The organism is Vibrio sp. B1REV9, from assembly GCF_905175395.2.
Classification (GTDB): Bacteria; Pseudomonadota; Gammaproteobacteria; order Enterobacterales; family Vibrionaceae; genus Vibrio; species Vibrio alfacsensis.
On record NZ_HG992746.1, the window covers coordinates 822,694 to 841,135 of the forward strand.

Annotated in this window: 14 protein-coding genes and 2 pseudogenes; 7 read left to right on the forward strand and 9 right to left on the reverse strand. The window is 42.7% G+C overall.

Going from position 1 to position 18,442, the window contains the following annotated elements; translation table 11 throughout:
* Window positions 1–102: 102 nt before the first annotated feature.
* The 3 genes from KHN78_RS17835 to KHN78_RS17845 form a co-directional block, all read right to left on the reverse strand.
* Complete coding sequence (locus tag KHN78_RS17835) at window positions 103–450, reverse strand: hypothetical protein (protein WP_211917768.1); 348 nt, start codon at window positions 448–450, stop codon at window positions 103–105.
* 274 nt (window positions 451–724) lie between these two features.
* Entirely contained in the window at window positions 725–2,011 is a 1,287-nt protein-coding gene (locus tag KHN78_RS17840) for a peptidoglycan DD-metalloendopeptidase family protein (protein WP_128812703.1), read from the reverse strand.
* A gap of 124 nt (window positions 2,012–2,135) precedes the next feature.
* Window positions 2,136–2,765: a hypothetical protein gene (locus tag KHN78_RS17845; protein ID WP_211917770.1), complete on the reverse strand. Its 630-nt coding sequence runs from the start codon at window positions 2,763–2,765 to the stop codon at window positions 2,136–2,138.
* Between the two features lie 170 nt (window positions 2,766–2,935).
* Between KHN78_RS17845 and KHN78_RS17850 the strand changes: the two genes are divergently transcribed.
* The 4 genes and pseudogenes from KHN78_RS17850 to KHN78_RS17865 all read left to right on the forward strand — a co-directional run bounded on the left by KHN78_RS17850 (window position 2,936) and on the right by KHN78_RS17865 (window position 8,214).
* Entirely contained in the window at window positions 2,936–3,337 is a 402-nt protein-coding gene (locus KHN78_RS17850) for a GFA family protein (protein WP_211917772.1), read from the forward strand.
* A 188-nt stretch (window positions 3,338–3,525) separates the two neighbouring features.
* Window positions 3,526–4,197 carry a YoaK family protein gene (locus KHN78_RS17855; RefSeq protein ID WP_128812700.1) on the forward strand — a complete coding sequence of 224 codons (672 nt, stop codon included), beginning with the start codon at window positions 3,526–3,528 and terminating at the stop codon, window positions 4,195–4,197.
* 381 nt (window positions 4,198–4,578) lie between these two features.
* Window positions 4,579–5,942: pseudogene (locus KHN78_RS17860) on the forward strand (YjiH family protein).
* Window positions 5,943–6,342: 400 nt separating this feature from the next.
* Window positions 6,343–8,214, forward strand: coding sequence for a methyl-accepting chemotaxis protein (locus KHN78_RS17865; protein WP_211917774.1), 1,872 nt, complete (start codon window positions 6,343–6,345; stop codon window positions 8,212–8,214).
* A gap of 65 nt (window positions 8,215–8,279) precedes the next feature.
* Here KHN78_RS17865 and KHN78_RS17870 read toward each other — a convergent pair whose 3' ends face one another.
* The gene (locus tag KHN78_RS17870) at window positions 8,280–9,437 is read right to left on the reverse strand and encodes an amino acid permease (RefSeq protein WP_211917776.1); all 1,158 of its coding nucleotides are present in this window, start codon (window positions 9,435–9,437) and stop codon (window positions 8,280–8,282) included.
* Window positions 9,438–10,389: 952 nt separating this feature from the next.
* Here KHN78_RS17870 and KHN78_RS17875 point away from each other — a divergent pair.
* Complete coding sequence (locus KHN78_RS17875; protein WP_005425131.1) at window positions 10,390–10,731, forward strand: ArsR/SmtB family transcription factor; 342 nt, start codon at window positions 10,390–10,392, stop codon at window positions 10,729–10,731.
* Window positions 10,732–10,816: 85 nt separating this feature from the next.
* Window positions 10,817–11,872, forward strand: coding sequence for an ACR3 family arsenite efflux transporter (gene arsB, locus KHN78_RS17880; protein ID WP_211917778.1), 1,056 nt, complete (start codon window positions 10,817–10,819; stop codon window positions 11,870–11,872).
* 60 nt (window positions 11,873–11,932) lie between these two features.
* On the opposite strand, the gene KHN78_RS17885 is transcribed toward arsB, so the two are convergent.
* From KHN78_RS17885 to KHN78_RS17895, 3 genes are all read right to left on the reverse strand, one after another.
* Window positions 11,933–12,715, reverse strand: a complete 783-nt coding sequence (locus KHN78_RS17885; RefSeq protein WP_211917780.1) for an AraC family transcriptional regulator — start codon at window positions 12,713–12,715, stop codon at window positions 11,933–11,935.
* Window positions 12,716–12,741: 26 nt separating this feature from the next.
* Window positions 12,742–13,275 (reverse strand): YbhB/YbcL family Raf kinase inhibitor-like protein, encoded by a 534-nt coding sequence (locus KHN78_RS17890; protein ID WP_211917783.1) that lies wholly within the window; start codon window positions 13,273–13,275, stop codon window positions 12,742–12,744.
* Window positions 13,276–13,448: 173 nt separating this feature from the next.
* Window positions 13,449–14,414: a lactonase family protein gene (locus KHN78_RS17895; protein ID WP_263422523.1), complete on the reverse strand. Its 966-nt coding sequence runs from the start codon at window positions 14,412–14,414 to the stop codon at window positions 13,449–13,451.
* Window positions 14,415–14,788: 374 nt separating this feature from the next.
* On the opposite strand from KHN78_RS17895, the pseudogene KHN78_RS17900 reads away from it, so the two are divergent.
* Window positions 14,789–15,435 (forward strand): annotated as a pseudogene (locus tag KHN78_RS17900) (HAD family hydrolase).
* A gap of 93 nt (window positions 15,436–15,528) precedes the next feature.
* Here KHN78_RS17900 and KHN78_RS17905 read toward each other — a convergent pair.
* A complete protein-coding gene (locus tag KHN78_RS17905; RefSeq protein ID WP_211917787.1) occupies window positions 15,529–16,836 on the reverse strand; it encodes a dicarboxylate/amino acid:cation symporter in 1,308 nt (435 codons plus the stop codon).
* A gap of 92 nt (window positions 16,837–16,928) precedes the next feature.
* Window positions 16,929–18,158 carry an NAD(P)/FAD-dependent oxidoreductase gene (locus KHN78_RS17910; protein WP_211917790.1) on the reverse strand — a complete coding sequence of 410 codons (1,230 nt, stop codon included), beginning with the start codon at window positions 18,156–18,158 and terminating at the stop codon, window positions 16,929–16,931.
* Window positions 18,159–18,442 lie beyond the last annotated feature (284 nt).

Consider the following 18,442-nt stretch of genomic DNA (forward strand, 5'->3'; position numbering starts at 1 on the left):
GTAGTAATCTTACACCACAAAACGCCAATAACAAGACATAGGTCACAAATTTAATGTAATTTAGTTACAAAAATATTTTATCTTGGCGAATAATGTTGATGATTAACGTTTAGGCTGTTGGTATGTCTTACCAGCAGCTTGGTAGGTGTCTTTCTGTTTGATTTCAAAGAATGTCTCGAAGAACCAAGCCGCAAATTTGATCAAATGATCGCCTTCGTTCATCACATGCTCAACGAACTCTTGCTCTTCACCTGATTCATCTTGATGCACTGTGATGTGGTAAATACGCTTTTCACCATCAACTTCAGCAAGACCAAATTGACCTGTAAGCGATTCCGCAGCTTGTGCTATCTCTTCCTCTTCTGATGCTTTTAAAAGCTCAAGAGCCTTTGGTAGATTTTCTTGCTGGCCAATTTCTTTAAGTAGTGCTTCAAATTCGTTTTGTTGCATGATTTCACCTAACGATTAACGGATGTTACCTATTTCATACTTCACATGTACGTAAATAAGTGTGCATGTCAGTATAAGAGATAGCGTAATTGGGTGCGCATTTTAGAAAGGAGAGCCCCTCCTTTGCAAGCAGATTCAACCTCTACCATATATTTATTCTGCTTGCGCTGCCCTCATAACAGAATGGTAGCTCACGGCACGTTAAGAATAAAAAAAAAGACCAAACATAGTTTGGTCTTAATACTTTTATTGCTGGAGGTATTTAACCTCGTTTTTATAGCACTGCTTTTTCTTGTTCTTTAAGTAAACGATCCATTTCATCACGCTTAGCAATAAAGCTGGACATTTCTTTCTTAGGAACTGAGCTAGCCATTGGAATATTCGCACGCATAGCATTCACCGGACGACCATATTCGATCAACTCATAATGAAGGTGAGGGCCCGTCACTCGACCGGTTTTCCCTGACAAACCGATGCGCTGCCCACGGGACACTTTCTGGCCTTTCTTGACTAAAATCTTGCTCAGGTGGAGGTAACGTGTTTTGTATTTATTGCCGTGCTCGATAACAACGTAGTTCCCCGCATATGGGTGTTTACGAGTCATGATCACCGTACCGTCCCCTGTTGCCTCAACTGGTGTACCAACCGGAACAGCCCAGTCAGTGCCGTTATGCGGTGCTACTCGGCCGGTAACAGGATGAAGGCGTTTTGGATTGAAACCAGAACTCAAGCGCCAACCTTTACTAACAGGGTAACGCTGGAACGCCCGTTGAAGACTTTCCCCTTTAGCGTTGTAAAACTGCCCATTGCTATGAAGATAAGCGGTAATTTCACGACCTCGATTATAAATCTTAATCGCTTCAATTTCGTTCTTACCTGTATCTACCCCATCAATGGATTGAGCGCGGCGAACAACTTCAAAACGGTCACCCGCACGTAGGTCTTTGGCGAAGTTAACCTGTTCTTTCAATAAATTGACCACTTGGCTGATTTCTGCATTCGTCAGGCCTAACCGATAGGCTGACGATGAAAAGCTGCCATGCACAACGCCGACCAAAGGCTCTTGATGCCAAACACCAGGGATTGATATATCAGAGTAATCATAACTACCATCACTATTACGCTGGTAGACTGCTTTATCCGCAATGGAAAACTGCAGTTCCATTTTATCCAGCTCACCAGTTGATTCATCACGCCAAAAACGCAAGGTGTTGCCAGGTTTTAATGTATCTAAAGCGAGGAAGTTCAAATCCGTTTCCATCACTTTCATCAGTGAACTGTAACCAAAGCCCAATTGACTGAAAATGGTGCTCAAGTTATCACCAGCTTGGATTTGATATTCGAAATTTGGGGGCGAAACGACGTCGGTCATTTTCGCATCAAGAATTTTTTCAACAACCTGCGACTCAGGCAGGTTAAGAGCGATCGTTTTCGTTAGTGAAGACTCTTGAAGAGAGTGAGAAATACCAATCGCTACTAAAACGGGCAAGGAGTACAACAGCAGCGCTTTACGACTCGTCAGGTTCGGCAACCGTTTTGCTGTAATTTCATTTGTAGACACGGGAATTACTATCTCCTTTTTTGTAAGGTTGATAGCTTATTCATTCCAAAATAAGAAATCACTAGAAAATTGTGCGATCTAGCGCAGAAAATACCGATTTTTTACATAAGCCGAAAAAACTCAATTACTGTTGCATAAGAAGATCGTTATCTATGCGCTTTATCTCTACTGTCATCAATTGATTTGGTTGTTCTGCCATCGCTTGATTTTCACCATGTTGAAGATATGAAAGTGAAATTTGCGTATCAGTCTCCCACTCTAATGAAGCCATCTTAATTCGATCTCCAAGGAAAACACTATTAAGAAGAACAACGCGACTTGGCACTGAGTCAAATTTAAACAAACCTAAGTAATAAAAGGCACCCGACCCTTGCGTGGTAACAATCAAAGGTGCAACAACCCAAGGCGTATCACCTATTTTTCGCTGCGCAATAAATGCTGTAGGAACGAGAACCTCTCCTCTTGTCGCCCCTGAATCGTATTGCCCTTTAAGGAAACCATGTTCCTTATCCCACTCATCAAGAAAAGTCACCGCGCTTTGTTCAGGAACTTGAACTGTCCATGGATTTCGCGACTGAATCCCCAAGACTTGGGATACGATTGCATTGGATTGAGCTTGAGGTTGCGGAAACTTAGCCATGATTTCATCATCAGATAGGCTAAAGCGGTAGATTCCCGCGATAATCACCACCGCTAACAATACGATTGGAATAAGAAGAATAAGTGGAATGGGTAGAATTTTCTTACGAGCCATGAAGACTTCCTTGCGTTCCTGTTCTCTTAATTAGGGCCGAGTATATACTAACTTACGCACAAAGACCGCAACCCGATGAGCGGCACGTTAATTCAAGTGTTTCAAAATTAAACTAAACTGTATTTATATGCGATATGCCAGAACGTGAGTAACCAAAATAGGTAATAGCAATGACAAAAATCACCCACACATGCGATTGTGTCTGTGGCTTGGTTCAAATACGTTGTACAGCAGAACCCATTAACACTTCGATCTGCCATTGTTTTGATTGCCAAAAACGTACCGGAAGCGTATTTGGTGTTCAAGCACGGTTTCACAAAGACCGGGTTATCTTAGATGGCGACGTCATTCGCTATTCCCGTATCAGTAATACTGGTAATCAAGTTCAATACGAGTTTTGTCCTGCATGCGGCACGACCATGCGACTAGTGCTTTCTGATTTCCCTGAAGACGTTGTGATTCCAATGGGTTTGTTTCATGGTCAGGAATTCCCTGAACCTACTATCTCAATCTATGAATTCAAAAAACATGGTTGGATGCGTTTCGACTGCACAAAGAAACACATCAGATAAAACAGCAACAAATCACCACAACAATGACTAACGTGTTTTGATAAGATTGTGCCTAACTTAATTTATTTGAGTACACTCAACAATAGTTGAGTTTTTATTGAGAATGATCAACCGAGTATCATGCGAAACCCTTTCGTTATGCGTAGTAAGCGCTATAATCTGCTCCTAACATTTGGTGAGGTTTTATTGTGATTTCCAGACTTCCTCGTTGGGTGGAATATGGCGCATTTCTGCTTGCTCTCTTGGCGGGTTGCGTCAATGCCGTGGGGCTCCTCGGCTTTCAACATCAAGCGATAACGCATCTTTCCGGAACCGTGACTCAGCTAGGGAACAGCTTACTAAGCGGTGTGGATTCAACCATCCACCTGCTCTTTATTGTATTCAGCTTTTTGATAGGCTCCGCATTCAGTGGTTTCTTTATTGAAAGTAGTGCTTTAAAACTTGGACGTCGATACGGTGTTGCGCTCTGTATTGAGGGCAGCTTATTACTATTAAGCCTTGGCTTTTTAGTGCAAGGTAATGTTTACGGACAATACCTCGCGTCCGCGGCTTGTGGACTGCAAAATGCCATGATCACTACATTTAGTGGTGCAGTTGTTCGTACCACTCATATGACTGGTATTATCACTGACTTAGGAATCATGATTGGTGAAAGTTTACGTGGCCGACAGTTCGACCGTCGTAAAGCCAAACTCTTTGTATTTATTTTCCTAGGATTCTTACTTGGCGGCACCGCTGGAGCGGCACTCTTTAACGTTTACGAACTCTATGCTTTAGCTTTTCCAGCGATTTTGGCATTCATTATTGCCTTTGCCTACTGGGGCTACCTCTTCTTACTGAGCCGAATCCATTCTGCTTGACCACAATTTATGGCTTAGGTCCGCTTGCCTAAGCCATTTTTTAGTTCAGATTATATGAATCACATCATCGACTTATTGAGACTAATATCACATTTATTTGGCTTTTTATTACCCTAATCACAAGGTTCCTTACCGCAGTCTGCATAACGCCCTTAAAGTGCTACAATTTCCTAACACAAGCAACATGTTCATATACAAGACTCTGCATTTGATTTATTTATCCAAAAATTCGGCTGAATAACTAAATGTATTTAATGAATAGTATTGCAATAGATGCAGTTTGCGAGTAACCTCCGCTCACTGTGATTAAATACGGATGTTTAGTGAATATTTATGTCGTGGGATACGGCAAATATTGACTAGTAGTAACACGAGACAATTATGCAAAACAACACCAATACTGCTGAAGCACCTAAGGGCAATTTTTGGATGTTCTTCATCCCATCCCTTATTGGTCTTCTACTATTCATGGCACCTATCTCTTATGATGGTGACTTAACGATTCCAGTTGCTGTAATGGCAAAAGTTATTCCTGCGCTTCTTGGCGACACGTTGATAACTGTCGTTACCGCTATTGTCGCTTTCATGGCCGGCGCTCTCTTCTTTGTAAAATTTTCAAGCCAGCAGCGATTTTACGTAATGGATTCTTAAACAGTCTTTTTAACCCATCACCTCTGTGGTTGGTTGTGCGTCTTTTTGGTGGCGCGGCCGTTTTGATGACGTTCTTCCAAGTAGGCCCACAGGCGATTTGGGAAGAGAACACCGGAGGTCTTGTTTTAACAGGCCTACTGCCAACTCTATTTGCAGTATTCATTTTTGCAGGTTTGTTACTGCCGCTGCTACTTAACTTCGGTTTGCTAGAGCTATTTGGTGCTCTACTAAGTAAAATAATGCGCCCTGTGTTTAATCTACCTGGCCGTAGTGCTATTGATTGTATGGCATCTTGGTTAGGTGATGGCAGTGTTGGTATCTTGCTAACCAGCAAGCAATACGAAAACAATTTTTACACCCAGCGTGAAGCAGCCGTTGTCGGTACGACATTCTCTGCGGTATCTATTACGTTTAGCCTTGTTATTATTGCTCAAGTTCAACTCGAACACTTATTTTTGCCTTTCTACGGCGCGATTTGTTTAGCAGGTCTTGTTGCTGCAATCATTATTCCTCGCCTACCACCATTGAGTCTTAAGAAAGATCAATACATGGATGGCAGCAAGCCTAAGAAAGATGCGGATGCGGTTCCTGTGGGCCACACCACATTCTCATGGGGTATGGATCTTGCGTTAAAGCGTGCTGGTCAAGTTAAGTCTGTTCAGTCTGTATTTAAAGAAGGCGTTCACAACGCGATTGATATGGTATTCGGTGTATTACCGGTTGTGATGGGCCTCGGTACGATGGCATTAATGATTGCGGAGTACACGTCAGTATTTGAAATCCTAGGTAAACCATTTATCCCTTACCTAGAGCTTCTTAATATTCCAGAAGCTGCAGCGGCTTCTCAAACGATCGTTGTCGGTTTTGCAGATATGTTCATTCCTGCGATTTTGGCAGCGTCTATCGATAATGAAATGACGCGCTTTGTGATTGCAGCGATGTCTGTAACTCAGCTAATTTACATGTCTGAAGTTGGCGCTCTGTTACTAGGCAGCAAGATCCCAGTCAACATCGTAGAGCTGTTTGTGATTTTCATTTTGCGAACGCTGATTACGCTTCCTGTCATTGCCGGTGTTGCCCATCTCATCTTCTAAGTGACATCATATTAAATTGGCTCCGAATCATCGGAGCCTTTTTTATACATTTTCCATTTTATTTCCACTCTAATCACCAAAACTGAATGTTAAGTTTATAAAAAAACTTATAATTTCATAAAATAATTTTGTAAATTCAACTCATAAACCCTAACTAAATAAGCTTCCAACACATCCCCCCTCCTCTTTTTGTTACTTATCAAGCCAATTCAATGAGTAAGACAATAATCACAATTTAAGCAATTCACTGTCAATTTGTATGATTATTATATAAAAATCAAAAAACAGCGCTTAAAGTTTTACGAAAAAAAGCCGATATATACATACAAGATATTGCTACTCCAACACTGATCAAAAAATGTAATCGTAGTGATAAAAATCAGGAAGATAAGAGATACATATGAAATTTAGACATAAGGTTGTTGGGGCTTCCTCAACATTGCTGCTTGCTACAGTATCACTGCTCTCTGCGCAGCAAGTCATGACAATCCGAACTCAGATTCAAGATCACATTGACACAAGTGTGAACGAAATGTTGTTCAGCGTTGGCAATACAGTTGATTCTGAGATGGACGCAAAAAGAGACTTAGCTCAATCTATAACAGAAGTCATTGAGATTGATTCGAACAATAGAAATTTCGTACAAGACATCATTGAAAAGCCAACATTAAAATCAAGCTTTATCACGATTGCGCTTGGTTACGAAAGCAGCGGTGAGATCATAGAAAATGACGACGCTTGGGTCGCGGATTCTAGCTTCGACCCTCGCCAACGCCCTTGGTACATTAACGCGAAAAAACAAAATGACTTAGTGATCACCAAACCCTACGTTGATATTTCTACAAAGAAAGTCATTATTTCCATTGGCGTACCGATAAAAGAGAACGGAGAGTTCATTGGTGCGATGTCCTACGACATGGATCTCACCGAGCTTTCAAAATCAGTTAACCAAGTCAACCTTTTTGATGCTGGCTATCTATTCTTAGTCACAGCAGACGGCACGACCATCGCTCACCCGAATAGTAAATTTAATGGTGAAAAGTTCTCTCGTTACCTACCTAACGTGAATCTTAAAGAAGGTATGCAGAACATCGAAATGAGCGGTGACAGCTACATGGTTAGCCTAACCCATATTCCAAGCGAGAATTGGTATTTGGGTGCTGTTGTTGATGAAACTACTGCATACTCTGCGGTAACGACACTTCGCAATAACGCAATTATCTATTCGCTCATCGCTGTATTTGCGTCACTGGTTGCTTTAACTCTCCTTATTCGCCGCCTGCTTCGCCCACTCGATGAACTCAATAGTGCTATTCAAGGCGTTGCTACAGGGAGTGGCGATCTTACACAGCGTTTGAACACCAATACCGATCAAGAGTTTTCAGATCTGGCGAAAGGTTTTAATACCTTTATGGAAAACCTACAAAACCAGATGATTGAATCGAAACGAATCTCACATCAAATTCTGGCTGGTACACAAGTCACCGCAGAGGGCGCAAAAGACTCGGCGATTGCTATTCAAAACCAGCTTCAAGAGCTTGAACAACTTGCGACCGCGATGCATGAGATGTCCGTAACCGCGACGGATGTAGCAAACAATGCTCAAGGAGCAGCAAGTGCAGCAAAAGAAGCCGATGATGCAACGATTCAAGGCTCTTCTATCGTGGGCGAATCGACTGACACGATTAACTTACTGGCTAACAGCATCGACCAAGCGGTAGAAGAAGTACAAGGATTAGAATCCGCAACAGCGAACATTGAAAGCATATTAAAAGTCATTAATGATATTGCAGACCAGACCAACTTACTTGCCCTGAATGCGGCTATCGAAGCGGCTCGTGCAGGTGAATCCGGCCGTGGCTTTGCCGTGGTAGCAGATGAAGTACGCACGCTTGCTCAGAGAACTCAACAATCGACCACAGAGATCCGCAGTATGATTGAGCAACTTCAATCTGGCGCGTCGTCTGTGGCAAATGCAATGGTACAAAGCAAAGGGAATGCTGTGCACGCTGTGGAGAAAGCTGAACTTGCAAATAACGCTCTATTACGTATTCGTGATGCTATTCAGCACATTTCAGATATGAACTTGCAGATTGCTTCTGCGGCGGAAGAGCAGAGCTTGGTTGCAGAAGAGATCAACAACAATACAGTTAACATCAAAGACCTATCAACTCGCGTTGCAGACTCTGCAAATCTCACTAACGAAGCGATGCAATCTCAATACAACAATGTGAGTGAACAAGAAGAGATTCTGAACCGATTTAAAGTGTAACCTTTCAAATCAACTAGATAAAAATACAGCGAGCATAGGCTCGCTGTATTTGTTTCATTAGATAGTTACACGGCTTGAGCAAACAATAAGAAACATCCAAAAAGGAAAATCACACTCATTCCTATCATACCGCCACCTGCTTCATATACTTCATCATTTTCAGCAGGAGCGCGACGTACTTTCATTGTCATCGATAGCGGAACGAACACCGCGAGGAAAACCAAAATAATGCCTGCATAACTTAAAATCGCAAGGAAATGCTCCGGTGCAACAACAGCACCAAGCAATGGCAGAATAAAAGTCGTCACGAACACAACCGGTTTACCGGCTCTTAGCAAATCGGCATTTTGGTCGTAAAGTGCCATTGCCACCCCTAAGAAAGAAGTTAGCAGGGCTAAACCAGTAAACATAGAAAGAATAAATTCTAAGCCTCTGTACTGCTGACCAAGAACAGAAATAAGCTCAGATACGTTTGAGTATTGAACAAGCTCATGAGGAGGCAAGTTACCCACAACCGCAAACAACCATAGCAAGTAGCAGATCAGTGGAATAGTTGAGCCTACAATGATCATATTACGTAGTTGCGTTTTGCTCGCGTCTTTGTTGTACGTTACCAAAGATGGGATAACAACCATAAAACCGAAACTAGTAAACAATACTGAACTCGTGCTGATCAACGCCATTTTATCGGAGTTCACCACTTCACTTAACCCTGAAAATGAAACATTAGGGGCAAGCGAGATCAACGTCAATACAAGCGCTAGGATCATACCAATAAACAAAACGCGATTAAGTTTATCTACAACACCCGTACCGGCGGAAACAATCAGACCAACAAGCACAGTAAAGCCAACTTGGCTAGAAATCGTTGATAGAGGGATGCCCATCGAAGCCGTGACTTTTTGAACAAGATCACCCGCACCAATGATATACGCCATAAGTAGGCAGACGAGTAGCGCATAAAGCAAGCCGTTGGTGATAAGTTGACCACCTTTACCCAGTGTTTCACGAGCAATAGCATTCATGCTCACTCCACCACCAACTTTACAACTTGCTTCCAATAAAATGAGCGCGGCATAGGTGGTACCAGCCCAAATGAAAAGCATAAGAAGCGTGCCCCAAAGGAGGCCAAATTGTGCAAGCACCATCGGTATTGCAAGCATACCTGCGCCAAGTGCCGTCCCCGCAACAATGAGAGAACTGCCAATAAGTTTTGTATTCACGGTTAATACCTCTAAATTTAATCCGTTTGGTTAAGACGAACCACGCACTTTGGTTCTCAGTACGTTCCATAGCAATCACCCCCTCATGCACACCAAAATTTAGGGTGCAAAAAGTCAAGCCTAATATTGATGGTTAATCAATTTCGGCGAAAAAACATTATAGGGAATCATTTCCGAGTAGAGTGTCGGTAAACTGAATTCTTTATTTTGGGTTCGAAGCAAAATCAGTGTATTCGCAAGTGGTCTACCTGCAATCTGCCGTATGGATTTGGTTCGTGGATGATTGTAAGGCATAAGCAGGACAATTGAAAAGCAAAAGCGTTATCAATATTCGGACATGCCTACTAATGACTGCAAAAGTTAGATGGGACCGCACAGTTTTGAAAGTTAACCAAACAGCGTGAAGCTCATTTCATTCTAGAATGGTCGTTGTATTTCCTATGGTATATCGATGCAAGGCAAGGAAACACCGAAGGTGTACAATATAATTTACAGTCTATCGTAAAGCATTAAAAACCCTCATCATGGCCTAGCTGACTCAATATCGTTATTATTCCATCCGTAATCGACAAGTTTCGGTTCAATACCTCTACACACTGATTTACGGTTCGAAAACATAGGTAAATGAGTGTTCCAGATGCTGGGATTGGTTCCCCAGCATTTGCATTCTACGTGTAATTCCTCAAGCTCTATCTTTGTCATATTGAATCTGATATTTCATTATCTATCTAACGCAATTAACACCTGAGATCTCTCTATCTAACTGGTCGATAATGTACGTCAATTCAGCCATGCCCATATCTGCAATTTGTTTTTCTGTTTCACTCATTGCTTTGTAAGCTCGGTTAAATTCATATCCATCAAGTTTTAAGTTCTGCTTTATTTCTTGCTTAACCCAAATTGTTGGAGTAATATCAATCGCAATTCGACGATTAACTATTAAGACCAGCGAATGAGTGATAAATGCAACGACAAGTGCGAAGTTGCTTTTCAGACAACGCAACAACAACTAGAGAAAGAACAAACTCTAGCAGCGCAAGCAAAAGCTTTATCCCATCCAGCACGTTTGCGCATTCTGCATATCCTGCACACTCTCGATACTATGGGCGGTTGTTTGAACAGTGATTTGGTTTCTGAACTGGGTCTTGCGCAATCTACTGTTTCCGAGCACTTACGTATTCTTAAGCAAGCTGGCTTTATCAGCGCCGAGCCAAACCCACCCAAAGTGTGTTACCGCATTCAACGCGACGCGTTTGATCAGTTCAATCTAGGCTTTTCCAAGTTATTTGATTAATTCCCTTTGCACGCTGGTCAGGCGTGCAGAGATAAACTATATTTTCAAGCATCGCCTTTCGACGATAAACGAATAAGAGAACACTATGACTACTCAAGTTTTAAATAGTGCCAGCGACAAAATGCGCTTTTTGGATCGTTACCTAACGGTTTGGATTTTTGTGGCAATGGCAATCGGTGTAGGTATTGGCGCAGCATTCCCTCAAGTTGCTGAGTGGAACGAGTCAATGTCAGTTGGCAGCACAAACGTACCGCTAGCGATTGGTTTAATTTTGATGATGTACCCACCGCTAGCAAAAGTGAACTACAACCTACTAGGCACGGTAACTAAAGATAAAAAAGCAATCACGCTGTCTTTGGTCATGAACTGGATTGTCGGCCCCATTTTGATGTTCATCCTTGCATTGACTTTCCTAGGTGATCACCCGGGCTACATGGTTGGTATTATCATGATAGGCCTTGCTCGTTGTATCGCAATGGTGTTGGTATGGAATGATATCGGTGGCGGTAACAAAGAATACGGCGCAGCCCTAGTTGCACTAAATAGTGCTTTCCAAATCGTGACTTACAGCGTGATGGCATGGTTGTTCATCACTGTGTTACCACCTGTCTTTGGTTACGAAGGTTTCGTGGTGGATATCTCGATGATAGACATCGCAGAAAGCGTTCTGATTTACCTTGGCATCCCATTCCTAGCGGGCTTCCTAAGCCGTAAATGGCTAGTCGCTACGAAAGGTGAACAATGGTACAACGAAGTGTTCATCCCACGCATTTCACCAATTACGCTAATCGCCCTACTTGCGACCATCGTGCTGATGTTTAGCTTGAAAGGTGAAATGATTCTTGAACTGCCAATGGATGTATTCCGTGTAGCCATTCCACTGGCAATTTACTTTGTGTTGATGTTCTTTGTTAGCTTCTTCATGGGTAAGAGAATGGGCATCGACTACGACAAAAATGCGTCGATTGCTTTCACTGCAACAGGCAACAACTTTGAATTGGCAATTGCGGTTTCTATCGCGGTGTTTGGCTTAAATTCAGACCAAGCTTTTGCTGGTGTCATTGGCCCACTGATCGAAGTGCCTGTATTGATCGCTTTGGTGAACGTCGCACTCAAAATGAGGCAGAAATACTACAAGTAACCAAGAGAAACCGACTCAAACACGCCTTTCGTTGATGCGATGGGCGTGCCATTTGCATTCCTAATTTATAGACACGGTTTTCATATAGTCACTCGGCGTAAGACCAAACTTACCTTTAAAACGCTGACTAAAACGCCCCTCCGACTGGTAACCGCACAACTGCGCTAGCATAGTGACGTTGTAATGACCGTTTTGCATTAAGTACAGGGCATGGTTTAACCGTACTTCCGCTAACACTTCTCTATATTGTGTTCTTTCCTGTTTAAGCTTACGAATCATCGTCGCTCGACTCATAGCAAAATGCTCTGCCACTAGCTCTAATGTGTGATCATCTCCTGGTGAATGCGACAAATAACGGCTCAACTTCTGACTGAATGAGGTGTTCGCACTCGCAAACAAAAGATGCAATACGCCACGTTCAGCAAGTTGTTGATACAGCCCCATGAGCCAAAATGTTTGGGTTTCTTGGCTCATGGTTTGTTGGTCAAACGAGAACAGAGCGTTGAGCGTGTCTTGTAAGGCTTTATCGGCATCTAATATTGGCCTCTCTTCACCGCCATCAACGCTTTCACTGAGCTCAAACATTGCTTCTGTTGGCAAACAATGAAAACTGAACATTCTGGAGAGAAACTTACCTTTTTGCGGTAAGTTCTCGAAACTCAGTGATTCAGAAGCTTCACAAAGTAACCACTTGGAATGAGAAAGATCCAATGTCGATTCTTTCCAATACAGTCGCTTACTTCCCGTAATAATCTGAATAATACTTGGGGAATGAATCTTCACATTACGCAGTTTTTGTAACTGCTCTGCACGAAATATCGTGACTTGATATGGGTAACTCATCATTCCCCCTTTATGGTGTCAATCAGTTAGCGTGTATAAGTTGCGGTTAGTTTTGCTTTGCCTAGCGCCATACTGTTTAACGTAAAACCAACCACAGCTGCTGTTGTATTCTCATCAAGGTTCAACTTATCCGTCGGCAATGCCCAAACTGTAAATTGATAGCGATGCATACCATCACCTTTTGGTGGACAAACACCACCAAAACCAACCGTACCATAATCAATACGAGACTCTTTACCACCTAACTTTTGAATGTCCACATTACGTGGTAACTCATTTACTGACGCTGGAATGTTGAACGCAGTCCAGTGCCAAAATCCGCTTCCCGTAGGCGCATCTGGATCATATGCCGTGATTGCAAAGCTCTTAGTACCTGCTGGGGCATCTTTCCACATCAATTGTGGTGATTGGTTTCCTCCATCACATCCCCAAGCATTGTATTCAAATGTTTTTGCCATTGGATGACCTTCTTGAATATCGGTGCTTGTCAATTCGAATGCTTGTGCAGAGCCTACCGCCAACAAACTTAATGCCAATACTGTTTTAGAAATTGCTTTCATAATGCTGTTCCTATTCGTGTTCTTGAATTTGGAGTAAGTATACGCCCCCAAGAAAATACAATAACACCACTAAGTATCAACATTTATTAATATAGCCACCCTTATGATACTTTATGTTGATTGAAAGTTATCTTAATCAACATTCGCCTAGTCTAGGGCATGATTTCTTAATCTTATGATGTTCGTTTTTCTATCAAGCAAACAGGGGAGCCGACCTCACAACTGTATCCACTTGGAGATAACGCTCCTGTCTCTCTATCACATCGAAAACTCACAATAGAATTAGAATGTTGGTTTGCAGCCAAAAGCCATTGACCATCTTGTGAAAGAACAAAATCGCGGGGGAATGCACCGCCACTGTAATATGTGCCAGCCCTGACTAACTCCTCCCCTTGCCTTTTAAAGACACTAATTTTGTTCTGAGCTCGACAAGAAACATACACAAACCGTTGATCAAGGCTGAGTCTGATCGCTGCCGCCGCCTCCTGAGTGGTTTCATTCTCCAGTAGTTTGAGCTCTTGACTTGGTCTCCACTCTCTACCACTCTTGGTCAAAACCACTAGCGTTTCAGACAGTTCACAAACGACGTAAGCAAGCGTTTCATCGTGATTAAACATCAAATGTCGAGGGCCCGAACCTGCTGGCATCTCAATATTCTGCGTTAAACTAAACGTAGAGAGATCTTTATTGTAATCATACAGATAAACCCGATCGCTACCTAAATCTACAACAGCAAGTTGATTGGTATGTTTAAGAAAGGTCACTTGATGAGCATGCGGTGATGTTTGACGACCCAGATTTGGCCCCTGCCCCTCAACATACAATTCCGTCATCAAGTCGAGTGGGGTTCCCATTTCATCCAATTGGTAAATACTCACGTTTCCGGAACCATAATTGGCGACGGCGAGTAATCGATTGTGCACATCAAGATGACAAGGATAATCACCGTTAATAGGTAACGCATTACTGCCGTTGGTATTAACAAATGTAAGTTCAGGCTTATTGCTTCTTTCGACTTCGTTGATTGTATACAAACCGTGCTTTGTTGATGTGATATATGAGGGGTTACAATGTGCTAATACACTTTGAGGAACGAAGCGCTGATCTCGATGAAGCTCCCCTGTTACGGGATCCAGCATTATACACTCAACTCCCTCACTTATACTCGGCGAGTCCGTATAAGTACCCACAATAAACTGAACAAAATCCGTCACTAGCGTATATCCTTACTGCATCTCAAGTGTTGGTTTACCTTGCAGTCTAGGCGTATAAACAGCAACCTTTTTTAAAACCAATATCGAACCTTTGATATTGATATCACTTTTCGTATTACTTTACGCCACCAATGTTTCATAGGGTTTCACCAGATCACCTCAAGACAGTTAATTGACACAAAAGAAATGGTTTGGTTGAGAGAGAAAATAAAGCCATACACAGATCACATTCGATTTATCGAGAAATGCAACTGGCGTTGTGCCAAAATGCAGCATCTCAATCGATAAGTATTAAACCTATGAATTTTCAAGCTGCAATTTTTGATATGGATGGATTGCTACTCGATACTGAACGAGTATGCATGCGCATTTTTAAAGAAGCGTGTACCGTACAAAACCTACCATTTTACGAAGATGTTTATCTAACCATCATTGGTCGCAACGCGGCAGGCATTGAAGCTATTTTTCGAAAAGCTTATGGCAATGACTTAGATCGTCTGCATAATGAATGGCGAACTCGTTACAATGCCGTCGTTAAAAATCAAGCGATTCCAGTAAAAAAGGGGGTAATTGAACTGCTTGAATGGCTAAAAGAGAAAGGCGTACCTATCGCTGTTGCTACCTCTACAGCAAAAGAAGTGGCCATAAAAAACTCGAACTAGCCAATTTAAGCCAATATATCGACAACCTAACCACGGGGTGTGAGGTTACACACGGCAAACCCGATCCAGAAATCTATTTGCTGGCCGCCAATCGACTTAATGTAAATCCTATCAAGTGTCTAGCATTTGAAGATTCAAACAATGGCGTTCGTTCTTCCGTCGCAGCAAACATGATCACTTACCAAGTGCCCGACCTTGTTGAGCCTTGCGATGAAGTACGTCAATTTGGACATACCATCCTACCGTCACTACACGACGTATTGCTTCATCTAAAGAAAATTTGACTTTGCACTCTCCACCCAAATAAACGCGCCAAAATTTAGCGCGTTTTATCGTTACAATTGATGCCTACTTCTATTCAAGCTATCAAGACCCTTTTAGCTCACTAACAGTTCTGCGCTTTGTTCAGTTCCAGGTAATGCCAATTGCTTTTTCTGCCAACGATCAATCACTAAAGTAGCAATTAAGTCTCCCTCAACGTTAACCGCAGTGCGGAATGTATCTAGCGGTCGCTCGATCACTAACAAAATCGCAATCGCTTCGAGCGGTATGCCTGCGGCGAGCAGCACCAATTGCATTCCAGACATCGACCCAGATGGCATGCCTGGTGCACCAACAGATGAAACCATCGCCATGATGAAAATCATCACAAGTCCTGTCGTTGTCAAATCCACCCCAAACAACTGGGCGAGAAAGATGGCAGCGACGCCCTCGAAAAGCGCGGTTCCGTCCATATTCATCACCGAACCAAGAGGCAAAACCATGCTACTGACTTCTGGTGAAACATCGAGATTTTCTTCCGCACTCTGTTTGGCGATCGGAAGCGCTGCGGCACTTGAAGATGTCGCAAAAGCCATCGCTAGCGGTGCTGATATGGCTTTAAACAGTGTCTTAGGCGAAATGCCCGTCATCACTTTTGCAATAGCGGGTAACACAATCAGACCATGTACCATCGCCAAAGCGAAGACTAACAGCGCGAACAAGGCGAGTTGCTGGATCAAGCTCCCATTTGAAGTAAACGAGATATCAAACACGATAGCAAAAATCGCAATCGGCGATAGCTTAACAATACCTCGAATCATGGTATTGATGCTTTTATTCAATCCTGAAATTACCGCTAACAAAGGATGATCCGATGGCACAGAAAGCAGTAAGGCTATTCCAACCATAAATGAGAAAACAACAATCGCGAGCAAATTTCCATCCGCGATAGCAGCAAATGGATTCACCAAAGCCATTTTGACAAGGTTTGCTAGGATAGCAGGCCCACCTGACGCCTGTTCATCAATCAACTTTACATCATGACCAATTGGAATATTCTGACTCAATGGCTCCCATGCCGGCAGTGCTAATGACACGCCCAACCCTAAGCTGATTGCAATCAACGTCGTAAAGCTATAAAAAAGCAACGTACGGCCACCCAGTGCTTTCAAGCGTAACGTTGAACCAATATTGGTGATACCCTCAACGAGGGAAAACAGAACCATTAAGCCTACGACCATCTTAAGTAATCCTAAGTAGATCGTTTTACCTAGCATAAGGGTTTGGTAATAACCACTCGAGAGTAGATCCACCTTATTCGCGACATTGTCACCAATAAGGAACAGAGTTAACTGAGCACCACTCCACGCAAGAAGCGCTGAAATAAGTAATTGAACAGGAAGAGATAATTGCAATTTGCGCATAAAAAGAGCCTAGCGCCTCAAACCAAAAGGGCTTGGGCGCTTATTAGAATATGGAGGGTTAGGTCAAATGCCAAAGCAAGTGATGAAACGAATTAGGACCAAGATCCTTTGTAGTATGGGTTCAACAGACTTTTTACACGTTTTAGAACCACTAATGCCGATACACGAAACCAACCAAATATTACCTGCTGGTGTAATCTAAAAATAGTGTCATACAGTCGACGAACATATCGTCCTCTCAATACGACTTTGTCATTCATTAGTGCACCGACCGCGTAATCATGCCCTAGTGCGACAACCATACCACCATCTTTGAATACAAACGGTTTTAGCGCTTTGCCTTTAACCAAGCGACCGAACTGCTTCGCTAAGTGACCAGCCGCTTGATTCGCAGCTTGAGCTCGAGGCGGTACAAATGTTCCATCATCTTGCGGACACTCGGCGCTATCACCAATGACAAACACATTTTCATCCAACGTGGTTTGCAATGTGGGCAGCACTTTAAGTTGGTTAATTCGATTGGTTTCTAAACCATCAAGATTCGCCAGCCAATCTGGACACCGGATTCCCGCCGCCCAAATTTGTAAATCAGCCGGGATTACTTCATTTTCGGTGACAATTCGATCCGCATCTGCACGCTGAACTCGCGTGTTTAAACGAACGTTAACACCTTGTTTTTGGAGTTTTTTCATTACCTTTTCAGACATGCACTGTGCACTTGCAGGTAGCACTCGATCAGCAGCTTCTATCAATGTAATAGAAAGCGCAGTACCATTTTGGTAACGGTTTAATTGCTGACTGACTTTCGCCCATTCTGCCGCCAATTCAACGCCTGTAGCACCTGCGCCAACGATAGACACACGATGTGAACCACCATTCGCAAGAAGTTGCTTCATTTGTTCCCACGCTTTCTCTGCCTGAGAAGCTGAATCTAGAAACAAGCAATGTTCACTAACGCCTGGGATCTTAAAATCGTTGCTGATCGCGCCAACTGCCATCACGAGATAGTCGTAATGCAGCGTTTGTTCTGCCGCAGATTCCGAAGTCACTGTTATCGATTTTTGTGCTCGATTTAAGCCTGACATTTTGCCTTGCACATATTGATAGCCGTGACACGCTGAGTGAAGACGAAAAGCAACCGCATCAAGTTCAGTGTCAAAAGTTCCTGCTGCAATTTCGTGTAAGCGAGGTTTCCAAAGATGATGAGACGAGGGTTCAACTAAGGTGACATTATGGTTTGCTTTGCCAGCGAATTTGCTCGCTAAACGAGTCACCATCTCTAGGCCTGCAGCACCACCACCTACAACAACAAAATTCGACATACTGCTCTCCAGTCACCATCAATCTATATATGAAATCGAAACGCATTCGATGCGTTGGAATGGCAGGCATTATATTGGGTATAAAATAAATGATAATCAGCTAAAAACGAAAATAACTATTACGGCTGAGTAACAATAATAAAATCTAGGCATAAGACACTAACCCCACACCAACTCATAAGTGTGAATTGCAAACCGCGTTTTGAATACACCTTCAGTAACTCGTATCCACTTCACAATGTGTTAAACCCAAACGCATCAAACCATTAGTCGGTATGGCATAA

Coding starts and splice junctions, on each gene's coding strand:
- KHN78_RS17835 (WP_211917768.1), bottom strand. CDS start 450: ATGCAACAAAACGAATTTGAAGCACTACTTAAAGAAATTGGCCAGCAA.
- KHN78_RS17845 (WP_211917770.1), bottom strand. CDS start 2,765: ATGGCTCGTAAGAAAATTCTACCCATTCCACTTATTCTTCTTATTCCA.
- KHN78_RS17850 (WP_211917772.1), top strand. CDS start 2,936: ATGACAAAAATCACCCACACATGCGATTGTGTCTGTGGCTTGGTTCAA.
- KHN78_RS17865 (WP_211917774.1), top strand. CDS start 6,343: ATGAAATTTAGACATAAGGTTGTTGGGGCTTCCTCAACATTGCTGCTT.
- KHN78_RS17875 (WP_005425131.1), top strand. CDS start 10,390: ATGAGTGATAAATGCAACGACAAGTGCGAAGTTGCTTTTCAGACAACG.
- arsB (WP_211917778.1), top strand. CDS start 10,817: ATGACTACTCAAGTTTTAAATAGTGCCAGCGACAAAATGCGCTTTTTG.
- KHN78_RS17885 (WP_211917780.1), bottom strand. CDS start 12,715: ATGAGTTACCCATATCAAGTCACGATATTTCGTGCAGAGCAGTTACAA.
- KHN78_RS17890 (WP_211917783.1), bottom strand. CDS start 13,275: ATGAAAGCAATTTCTAAAACAGTATTGGCATTAAGTTTGTTGGCGGTA.
- KHN78_RS17895 (WP_263422523.1), bottom strand. CDS start 14,414: ATGCTGGATCCCGTAACAGGGGAGCTTCATCGAGATCAGCGCTTCGTT.
- KHN78_RS17905 (WP_211917787.1), bottom strand. CDS start 16,836: ATGCGCAAATTGCAATTATCTCTTCCTGTTCAATTACTTATTTCAGCG.
- KHN78_RS17910 (WP_211917790.1), bottom strand. CDS start 18,158: ATGTCGAATTTTGTTGTTGTAGGTGGTGGTGCTGCAGGCCTAGAGATG.